Below are 9,342 nucleotides of genomic sequence, written 5' to 3' on the forward strand. Positions count from 1 at the left end.
CGCGATCGCCCCCGGTGTGCGCGCGGGGGGGGGGGGGGGGGGCCGGCGGGGGGCCCCCGGGGGGTGGGGGGGGGGGGGGCGCCCCCCGCCCCCCCCCCCCCCCCCTCAACGGGCCCTTTCGGCGCGAAGGTTCACCGCGCTCATGCCAAGGACGGCCCCTGGCCGTGCTGCCCGAGCCCGTCGCGCAGCAGGTCGAAGGCCCGTTCGGTCGCGCGGACGGCCTCCGGGTAGTGCTCGTCGGCGGAGGTGCCGGCCGCCAGGCGTTCCTGGTTCATGACCGCCAGTTCCCGCTGCACCGCGATCACCTGGACGGCCGTCAGGCGCGCGGTGAGCGGTTCGACGTCGGCTTCCCGCAGGGCCTCCTCCAGGGCGTCGCTGCCGCGCGTCGTGTACCGGATCAGCCGCGCGGCCAGGCTCTCGGTGTCGGCGATCAGGCGCAGGAAGGCCATGACCCCGGGGTCGTCGCACAGGCCGGTGTTGGGGTCGCGGTGTGCCAGGGCGTCGAGCAGGGCGGCCCGCAGCGCCTCCAGTGGGGGTTGTCCGGCGGGGCGGGCGCGGACGGTCCGGGCGGCCTCGTTCTCGTGGTCGGCGAAGCGGTGCAGTACGAGGTCCTCCTTGGTGGGGAAGTAGGCGAAGAGGGTGCGCCGGGAGACCTCGGCGGCCTCCGCGATCTCGGTGATCGAGACCTGGTCGAAGCCCTTGTCGAGGAAGAGGCGGATCGCGGTGTCGGCGATCGTCTCCCGGGTGCGTTCCTTCTTGCGTTCCCGCAGGCCCATCGGCTGATTCATGCACTCAGTCTACCTCGTGGTAGACTGAGTGCAGATTTGCACTTGGTTCTTCTTTTTGGAGGTCGTCGTGCGTACCGAGGTCATCGTCGTGGGAGCGGGCCCGACCGGGCTGATGCTGGCGTACGAGCTGACGCTGGCCGGGATACCGGCCGTCGTGCTCGAAAAGCGCTCCACCCCCGACACCCAGTCCCGGGCCGGATCCCTCCAGCCCCGCACCGCCGAAGTGCTCGACCTGCGCGGACTCCTCGAACCGCTGCTCACCCCGGAGGCGTCCGACGCCGCCACCGGCCACTTCGCCACCCTGCCCGTCGAACTGGACTGCCGCCCCTGGCGCACCCGCCACCCCCGCCCGGTCACCGTCCCGCAGACCCGGCTGGAAGCCCACCTCGAACACCTCCTCACCGAGCGCGGCGTCCCCGTCCTGCGCGGCCACGAGGTCACCGCCGTCCACCAGGACCCGGACGGCGTCACCGCCCACTGGCACACCGACGCCGGCCCCGACGCCACCCCCGGCGACGGCCTGATCCGCGGCAGCTACCTCGTCGCCTGCGACGGCGGACACAGCACCGTCCGCCGGCTCCTGGACGTCCCCTTCCCCGGCCGCGAACGCCGGATCTCCTCCGTCGCCGCCGACCTCACCCTCGCTTCCCGCTCCGACACCGTCCCCACCGGACGCGGGCACTTCAGCCGGTACACCCGCTCGGCCGGCGGCTACCACACGATCCTGCACCCCGTCGGCCCCGACCGGTACCGGCTCCTGTTCGGCAAGCTCTCCGGTGACGGCCCCGACCACCGCTCACCCGTCCACCCCGACGAGGTCCGCGAAGCCCTGCACGCCGCCTACGGCCCCGACACCGAACTGGGCGAACTGCACGCCGCCTCCCGCTTCGGCGACGCCGCCCGCCAGATCGAGCGCTACCGCGAAGGCCGCGTCTTCTTCGCCGGCGACGCCGCCCACATCCACATGCCCGTCGGCGGACAGGGCATCAACCTCGGCCTCCAGGACGCCGTCAACCTCGGCTGGAAGCTCGCCGGCACCATCCACGGCTGGGCACCCGCCGACCTGCTCGACAGCTACCACCACGAACGGCACCCCGTCGCCGCCCGCGTCCTGCGCCACACCCGGGCCCAGGCCGTGATCATGAACGCCGGCCGGGACGAGGAGATCGGCACGGTCCGAGAACTCGTGACCGACCTGCTCCACCTGCCCGACACCAACCGGTACGTCGCCGGCATGATGTCCGGCCTCGACCTCCACTACCCCGGCGTCGGCCCCCGGCTGATCGACCTCGACCTGACCACCCAGGACGGCCCCACCCGGGCCAGCAGCCTGATGCACTCCGGCCGCGGCCTGCTGCTCTCCCTCGACGGCCGGACCCGCCCGGTCGGCGACCGCTCCGACCGCGTCGACCACGTCGTCGCCACGACCGACGAGGACCTCGACGGCGCCACGGCCCTCCTGGTCCGCCCCGACGGCTACCTCGCCTGGACCGACACCGACGGCACCCCGCTCGACACCGCCCTCGCCCGCTGGTTCGGCTGAGCCCCCGTCACCCCGCGGCGCGGCCGCCGGGGGCGGTGCGGTGCGGCCCGGGCCGACCGGGCAGGGGCCGCCCCGCCGGTGACCGCGGCGGGCGGAAAACCGGTGGGGCGACCCCGCCCCGGTCTGCCACGATCGCCCGATGGGTGCATTGGATGCGGTGGCGGCCAGGGTCGCCGGCGGGGCCACCGTCGAGTTCCGGCCGAGCGGTTCCTCGATGGTCCCGTTGATCCGCAGCCGCCAGCCGGTGCGCGTCGCCCCCGTCGACCCCGCCCGGCTCGAACCGGGCGACATCGTCCTCGCCCGCGTCGCCGGAACCGTCTACCTGCACCTGGTGTCGGCCGTCGACCCGGCCCGCCGACGCGTGCAGATCAGCAACAACCGGGGCCGCGTCAACGGCTGGACCGGCCACGACCGCGTCTTCGGCATCTGCGTCGCCGTCGACGGCACCCCCCGGCCCGGCGCCACGGACAAGACCACCGCCCCGCCGTGACCGGACGGTGAGCCCCCGTCACCCCGCCGGAACGCCCCGCCCGCCCCGCACCGCCGGGCCGGACCCGGCCGCCCGGATCGGCGCTGGCGGGAACGCATGCCGCGCTATAGCGTGGGGTCCCGTCCGCGCCGCTGGACCCCCACCGCGCGAACAACGAGAAGAGAAGCAAGAAGCCGAACCCAGGACAGGACGCAATGCCGGCAGAGACACCACCCACCGGGAACCACACCGGCCGCAGTGCGCAGCCCGCGATGCGGGCCTCCCACGCGGACCGGGACCGGGTGGCCGAACTGCTGCGGATCGCGGCGGGCGACGGCCGCCTGACCGCCGACGAACTCGACGAGCGCCTCGAAGCCGCCCTGTCCGCGCGCACCGTCGACGAACTCGCCGACCTCACCGTCGACCTGCCGCCCGTGTCGCAGTCCGGCGGCGCCGTGACGGACGTCAAGGACCTCCTGCGGATCGACCAGAAGTGGGCCACCGTCAAACGGACGGGACGCTGGGTCGTGCCGCGCCGCATCGAACTCTCCGTGGAGTGGTGCGACGTGACGCTCGACTTCACCGAGGCGGTCATCACCCAGGACACCCTGCGGATCGACCTCGACATGCGCGGCAAGACCCTGACGCTGATCACCGGGCCGGGCATCACGGTCGACGTCGACGCCCTGGCACTGGAGTTCGCCAACGTCAGGAACCGCCAGACCCAGGACGCCGGCACCCCGACCACGCTGCGCGTCGAACTGGCCGGCCACAAGAGCTTCGGCCGCGTCGTCGTGCGCCCGCCACGCCGCCCGGCCGGCCGCTGGATCCGCCGGGGCACCCCCGCCCTGCCCAGCGCCGACTGACCCGCCCACGACCCCGCCGACGGCCCCGACTGCGTGCGACACCCGGATGACGATTTACTTCTACGGCGCCGACGACGTCCCGTACGGCTGCTTCTCCAACTTCTCCCCGCACACCCTGGAACTCGACGGCCACCTGTGGCCGACCTCCGAACACTACTTCCAGGCCCAGAAGTTCACCGGCACCCGCCACGCCGACCTGATCCGCCGCGCCCGCACACCGCTGCGCGCCGCCGAACTCGGCCGCGACCGGTCCAAGCCGCTGCGGCGGGACTGGGAGCGCGTCAAGGACGACGTGATGCGCCGCGCGGTGGAGGCCAAGTTCCGCACGCACGAGGACATCCGCGCCGTCCTGCTGTCCACCGCCGACCAGGAGATCGTCGAGGACACCACCACCGACCACTACTGGGGGCGCGGCAGCACCGGCACCGGCAGGAACATGCTCGGCCGGATCCTGATGCGCACCCGGACCCGGCTGCGCGCCGAAGCCTGACCACAGAACGGCAGAACGGCAGAACGGCAACCATGGGCCACCTTGCCGCAGCCGGCCTGCGGCCCGTCCACGGGTGGACCGAACCGGACGGACTGACCGGACAGCCCGACGACCGGTGATCAGGCAAGTGGCTTGCGGTAACGGACGTACTCGTTCTGCCGCCGGAACCCCACACTCTCGTAAAGGTCGTAGGACCGGTGCGGATTCGCCGTGCCCGTGAACAGCCGGGCGGTCGTTGCGCCCTGCGCGCGAAGGCTCCGCAACCCGTCCAGCAGCAGGGCCCGGCCGATACCGAGGCGTCGCCGGTCCGTCCGGACACTCAGCTCCTCCACCTCGCCCACGGTGCGGTCGTGGCGGCGGATGGAGCAGAGGGCGACGCCGACCATGTCCTGCCCGTTCCAGGCAGCCCTCCAGCACGCCGGGTCGGCGGTGTCGACGAAGTCCTGGAAAGGCCATCTCTGCGTGAAGCCGGTGTCCGCGTACGAATCGACGACCGTCCTCCAGGCTGCACGGTAGTGGCTCGTCCCGATCGGCCCGGTCCGTATCCCGGCCGGCAGTGCGCTGCCCGGCTCGGGCAGGTGCCGCAGATCGCCCAGCTCCAGTTCGACCAGGCTGAAGACACGTCGGTAGCCGGCTGCGCGCAGAAGTGCCGTGGCGTCCTGCTCGGAGGCCGTGGCGTTCGCGCCGATCACTGCCGTCCGCGCCGTTCCGTGCTGATCGACGAGCCGGCGGATCCGCTCTTCGGCCCAGCTCAGCATGGCTGAGCCGATGCCCCGGCCGCGATGCTCGGGCAAGAGGTAGCCGCTGTGCAGGTACAGCCACGTACCGTCCCGCTCGTGCCACCACCGGATCGTCGAGTAGCCGACGACGCTCCCGTCGCACACCACCAGGATCTGGTTCTCGGACGGCTCCTCCACCTTGGCGGAGGCTTCGGCGATCTCGGCCGCTGTCGGGAGCCCTTCCACAACCGAATGGGCATCGACCCGGTCCCGTTCGGCACACCCCAGCCGCACCGCGGCCATGGCGCCGTGGTCTTCGTCGCCGCGATACGGCCGGAACCCGAAGCCGACCGGAAGGTCCTGTCCTGCCGTGCCATCCAGCATGACCGGATGGTCTCGAACTTCAGGCAGGTCCGCCACCCTATGGAAAGAGCAAGAACAAGGGCAGGGCTACGGGCGTTCGACGTGCCCAACGAACCGTTCATCGACTCGGCCCGCGCGTTCATCGGAGGCGAGCGGGTTCCTCCGCTCGTCCTCGTCCTCGTCCTCGTCGGCGAGAGGCGGGACGACCTGGTCTGCCTTGAGGGTCACCTGCGCCTGACCGCCTACGCCCTCGTCGGCTTCCCGACCGACGTCGAGTGCCTGATCGGCACCGCGTCGGCCACGGGACGCCGGGCGAAGTAGTCCGAGCACGCCAAGCTCTCGGGTGGCTCCCTCCCTGGATCGAGCCGCCTGCTCCTCGCGCTCGACCGGGGTGCCGTTCCCGAAACCGTGCCCCTGCCCGGACGTAAAACCGGGTGCCCCATCCCGGCCGCCCCGGTATCGTGCGCCGCCATGGCATCGGAACTCCACCGTCCCCCGTTCCAGGCGGACGAACGCACCGCACTCATCGGCTGGTTGGACCTGCAGCGGAAGATCCTTCGCTGGAAGTGCGAGGGGCTGAGCGACGAGGACGCGCACCGCTCGGTCATCCCCACCTCACCGGCGATGACCATGGCCGGGCTCGTCTCCCACATGCGCTGGACCGAACACCTTTGGCTGGAAGTGCTGTTCCTCGACGGCGACGAGACACAGAACCCGTCCTTCGACGAGTCGAGCGAGGACGCCGACTGGCACACCGGCGGCCGCCCCCTCGCCGAACTCCTCGCCGAGTACGAGGCCCAGTGCGCCCGTAGCAACGAGATCGTCGCGGCCGCCTCCCTGGACGACACCGGCCGCCACACCGGCTTCCGCAGCGGCGGCGCCAACCTGCGCTGGATGCTCATCCACCTGGTCGAGGAGACCGGCCGCCACGCGGGCCATGCGGACGTCGTCCGCGAACTCCTCGACGGCACCAAGGGCTACTACTGAGGCCTGCCGGAACCGGTTCGCGCCCGGTGCTTACAGTAGCGCGAGGGAGCGCGAACCGACGGGGTGATCATGCGTCAGAAGGAGCGGGACGTCGGCGGGGCCGACGTCCCGAGCCTCCGCGCCCGTTCAGCCGGTGTGCAGGACCCGGAGGCGCTCCGGCGCCGCCGGGTCCCGGTCGACGACCTGCACCGGCGGCCACGCCCACTGCCAGACACGGCCGCCCGGCGGCCGGGAGAACCGGATCGGCCCGCGGGTGCCCTCGACGGTGACGCGCGGCCACGCCCCGGCGATCCGGGCCCGGTCCGGGCCGGCGGTGCGCAGCACCTCGGCGAGGACGGTGACGGCGTCGTAGCCCTCGAACGCGACGAAGGACGGCTCGGTACCCAACTGCCCGCGCAGGGTGGCCTCGACCCGGGCCCCCAGCGGGCCGAGGCGCTCGGGCAGGTAACGCAGGAACGGGACGCCCGAGCCGCCCGCGCCCAGCGGCTCCGCCCACTCGGCGAACTCCGGCTGACCCGCCGGGGCGCCGACCAGGACCCCGCCCAGGCGCGGGTGGTGGCGGACGGCCTCGACGACCGCCGCCGCCGGGTCCGCAGCACCGACCAGGAGGAGCAGCGCCGTCGCGCCGTCCCCGGCGAGTTCGTCCGCCAGGGCGGCGGGGGAGAGCGCGTTCACGTCGAGCTCGACGACGGTGGCGCCGCGCGCGGCCAGGTGCTCGCGCAGGATGCGGATGCCGGACGTCCAGTAGACGTTCGGCTGGACGGCGACGGCGACACGGCGGTGGCCCGCGCCGAGGAGGAAATCCGCGTAGACCCGCCAACCGTGCGACTGCGCCGGGCAGATCCGCGCGACCCACGGCGTCGGCTGCTCGGTGAGCGCGTCGAGCACCGCCGAGGAGCAGAGGAACGGCAGCCCGAGGGAGTGGGCCCGGGCGGCGACGGCCTGGGCGACGACACTGTGGTACTCCCCGACCACAGCGGCCACGCCCAGGGCGGCCAACTCGTCCACCTCGGACACGGCCCCCTGCGGATCGGCCGCCGTGTCCCGGACGAGGAGTTCGAGCGGCCGCCCGCCGATCCCACCGGCGGCGTTGACCTCACGGACGGCCAACTCCACCCCGGCGTGCAGGTGCCAGCCGGCCGTGACCCAGCCGGGCCGGGACAGCGGAGCGAGGGCACCGATCCGGATGGAGGACCCGTCGGCCTGCTCGGGAGCGGGGGGCGGTGGTGGCGTCGTCGTCATGGCGGACATTGCATCCGCCGCCGTCACCGACGGGCAAGGGGATATCGGCCCGTGGACCTGCTCAGCGGGCGTCGAACTCCCCGTTGCGGACGGCGGTGACGAAGGACTGCCAGGCGGGGGAGGAGAAGACGAGTGCGGGGCCGGAGGGGTCCTTGGAGTCGCGCACGGGCATGACGCCGGCGAAGCCGTCGGCGACCTCGATGCATGCGGCACCGCCACCGCCGCTGTATGAACTCTTCCGCCAGGAAGCGCCCGTCAGGTCGACATCCACTCCAAGTCCCTTCTTACCGCACGGATGAAGGTTCGCGATTCGGCCTGGCCAAGGGCCTCGACCGCAAGTCGATCGTAACTCTTGGCCAGGACCGCGACCGACTTGGTATCGCGATCGATGTAACCGCGCTGCTCGATCTCGCCGTAAGCGAGAACTTTGCGGTTCGGCATGGTAAGGAGATGCGCCATGTGTGTGAACGGCCGGTTCTCGCCCAAGGAGTATGGCGCGACCTGGACGACGACGTTGCAGCGAGTGGTCAACTGCTCAAGGTGGAGCAGCTGTTCGATCATGATGTCGCGCCCACCGACGATCCGCCTGAGGCAGCTTTCGTCCAACACCACGTGGACGAGTGGAGGAGAAGTCCGTTCAAGGATCTTCTGGCGGTTGAGCCTGAACTCGATTCGCTCGTCCGCCAGTTTCTCGGTCCCGTTGCCCTGCCTGGCGTAACCCATCTCGATCGCGGTCGCGTAGGCCCGTGTCTGTAGAAGCCCGGTGACGATGTCGATCTCGAAGATCTTGATCTGCTCCGCGAGGGACTCGTAGCGCGCGTACTCCGGGAACCCCTCCAGGATCGCCGCGTTCTTCAGCTGGTACCACATCAGCAGCAGGGTGCCGCCGGTGTCGAGTGCTTCGTCCGCCAGTTCGGCGAGCCTGCGACTCGGGGGCCGGTGCGCAAGTTCGATGTACGAGAGGTGCGAGGGGGAGCACTCCAGGAGCGGGGCCAGCTCCTCCTGTCGCAGGCCCTTGGCCTCGCGTGACTTGCGGAGCTGGATTCCGAAGGGCGCCCAGGGGCTCGACTCCGGGTCGACGTTCTTCTTGTTCATGGCAGTCCTCAACTTCCAACAAGCCCTTGGGCAAGTCGCAGGCCGCTTCCTAGCGTAGGTGACGCGGGGCCACCATATGCACAGAACGTGAAACTCCGATCGCAGAGGGTTCCCCTTCCCATGCCCCACGACGAATCCCCCCGCTTCGACGGCTACGGCGTCCGGTTCGACCGCGCGGCCCGCCGCTACCTGGTCCGCAACGAGATCGACGGCGTGTGGCTGCGTCAGCCCACCGGCGAGTTGAAGGAGTTCACCTTCTTCTCCGACGCCTACAGCGCCTGGCGGGTCTTCGAGGTCCACAAGCGGCCGGGGGAGTGAGCGTGCCTTCGCCCCTGTCCCGCGCGACCGCCGAGCAGCGCCGGCAGGCCGCCGGCGTCCTGGACGACCTGACCGCGGTTTTGGCCCTCGGTGGCGTGACGTTGCCCTCCGTCGAGGTGGATTGGCACTACGGCCGCCTCACCGGCAGCTACCTGATCGATCTCGGCCGGGCCCGCCCGCTCGATCTGTTGCGCATCGTCGACCTGCTCCGCAAGGGGCTGCGCCACGAGCGCCTGACCCGCGACGACTGAACGACCGAACTCCTCGCCCGCAGGAAGTGACCCCTGATGCGTGACCCTCGCCTCCTTGCCAAGCCGCCGGTGTGCCGGCTGGGCTGTCTCGTTCTCGTGCGCAACCGGCGCGGGGGCGTGCTGCTGGTCGACCCGGACTACATGGACGGCATGATCCTGCCGGGCGGCGCCGCCTGTCCCAACGAGCCGCCGCACGTCGCGGCCGCCCGGC

At 71.8% G+C, this 9,342-nt stretch carries 13 protein-coding genes; 8 read left to right on the forward strand and 5 right to left on the reverse strand.

Annotation, left to right across the window (positions count from 1 at the left end; genetic code table 11):
• Nucleotides 1-140: 140 nt before the first annotated feature.
• The gene (locus ACFV0O_RS39810) at nucleotides 141-788 is read right to left on the reverse strand and encodes a TetR/AcrR family transcriptional regulator (RefSeq protein WP_380349454.1); all 648 of its coding nucleotides are present in this window, start codon (nucleotides 786-788) and stop codon (nucleotides 141-143) included.
• A 67-nt stretch (nucleotides 789-855) separates the two neighbouring features.
• On the opposite strand from ACFV0O_RS39810, the gene ACFV0O_RS39815 reads away from it, so the two are divergent.
• From ACFV0O_RS39815 to ACFV0O_RS39830, 4 genes are all read left to right on the forward strand, one after another.
• Nucleotides 856-2,331, forward strand: coding sequence for an FAD-dependent monooxygenase (locus ACFV0O_RS39815; protein WP_380349457.1), 1,476 nt, complete (start codon nucleotides 856-858; stop codon nucleotides 2,329-2,331).
• 139 nt (nucleotides 2,332-2,470) lie between these two features.
• Nucleotides 2,471-2,821 (forward strand): S26 family signal peptidase, encoded by a 351-nt coding sequence (locus ACFV0O_RS39820; protein ID WP_380349459.1) that lies wholly within the window; start codon nucleotides 2,471-2,473, stop codon nucleotides 2,819-2,821.
• 194 nt (nucleotides 2,822-3,015) lie between these two features.
• Nucleotides 3,016-3,666 carry a DUF1707 domain-containing protein gene (locus ACFV0O_RS39825; RefSeq protein ID WP_380349462.1) on the forward strand — a complete coding sequence of 217 codons (651 nt, stop codon included), beginning with the start codon at nucleotides 3,016-3,018 and terminating at the stop codon, nucleotides 3,664-3,666.
• A 46-nt stretch (nucleotides 3,667-3,712) separates the two neighbouring features.
• The gene (locus ACFV0O_RS39830; protein WP_380349464.1) at nucleotides 3,713-4,156 is read left to right on the forward strand and encodes an NADAR family protein; all 444 of its coding nucleotides are present in this window, start codon (nucleotides 3,713-3,715) and stop codon (nucleotides 4,154-4,156) included.
• A gap of 119 nt (nucleotides 4,157-4,275) precedes the next feature.
• On the opposite strand, the gene ACFV0O_RS39835 is transcribed toward ACFV0O_RS39830, so the two are convergent.
• The gene (locus tag ACFV0O_RS39835; protein WP_380349467.1) at nucleotides 4,276-5,259 is read right to left on the reverse strand and encodes a GNAT family N-acetyltransferase; all 984 of its coding nucleotides are present in this window, start codon (nucleotides 5,257-5,259) and stop codon (nucleotides 4,276-4,278) included.
• Between the two features lie 81 nt (nucleotides 5,260-5,340).
• Between ACFV0O_RS39835 and ACFV0O_RS39840 the strand changes: the two genes are divergently transcribed.
• Complete coding sequence (locus tag ACFV0O_RS39840; protein ID WP_380349470.1) at nucleotides 5,341-5,559, forward strand: hypothetical protein; 219 nt, start codon at nucleotides 5,341-5,343, stop codon at nucleotides 5,557-5,559.
• Nucleotides 5,560-5,709: 150 nt separating this feature from the next.
• A complete protein-coding gene (locus ACFV0O_RS39845) occupies nucleotides 5,710-6,225 on the forward strand; it encodes a DinB family protein (protein ID WP_380349472.1) in 516 nt (171 codons plus the stop codon).
• A 126-nt stretch (nucleotides 6,226-6,351) separates the two neighbouring features.
• On the opposite strand, the gene ACFV0O_RS39850 is transcribed toward ACFV0O_RS39845, so the two are convergent.
• From ACFV0O_RS39850 to ACFV0O_RS39860, 3 genes are all read right to left on the reverse strand, one after another.
• Nucleotides 6,352-7,467 carry an ABC transporter substrate-binding protein gene (locus tag ACFV0O_RS39850; RefSeq protein WP_380349475.1) on the reverse strand — a complete coding sequence of 372 codons (1,116 nt, stop codon included), beginning with the start codon at nucleotides 7,465-7,467 and terminating at the stop codon, nucleotides 6,352-6,354.
• Between the two features lie 61 nt (nucleotides 7,468-7,528).
• Entirely contained in the window at nucleotides 7,529-7,738 is a 210-nt protein-coding gene (locus tag ACFV0O_RS39855; protein WP_380349477.1) for a DUF397 domain-containing protein, read from the reverse strand.
• Entirely contained in the window at nucleotides 7,723-8,562 is an 840-nt protein-coding gene (locus ACFV0O_RS39860) for a helix-turn-helix domain-containing protein (RefSeq protein WP_380349480.1), read from the reverse strand. The genes ACFV0O_RS39855 and ACFV0O_RS39860 overlap by 16 nt, the downstream gene beginning before the upstream one ends.
• 120 nt (nucleotides 8,563-8,682) lie before the next feature.
• Here ACFV0O_RS39860 and ACFV0O_RS39865 point away from each other — a divergent pair, with 120 nt between their 5' ends.
• Together ACFV0O_RS39865 and ACFV0O_RS39870 are read left to right on the forward strand one after the other, a co-directional pair.
• The gene (locus ACFV0O_RS39865; protein WP_380349482.1) at nucleotides 8,683-8,880 is read left to right on the forward strand and encodes a hypothetical protein; all 198 of its coding nucleotides are present in this window, start codon (nucleotides 8,683-8,685) and stop codon (nucleotides 8,878-8,880) included.
• A gap of 2 nt (nucleotides 8,881-8,882) precedes the next feature.
• Nucleotides 8,883-9,131, forward strand: coding sequence for a hypothetical protein (locus ACFV0O_RS39870; RefSeq protein ID WP_380349485.1), 249 nt, complete (start codon nucleotides 8,883-8,885; stop codon nucleotides 9,129-9,131).
• Nucleotides 9,132-9,342 lie beyond the last annotated feature (211 nt).

Source organism: Kitasatospora sp. NPDC059577 (assembly GCF_042735475.1).
Classification (GTDB): Bacteria; Actinomycetota; Actinomycetes; order Streptomycetales; family Streptomycetaceae; genus Kitasatospora.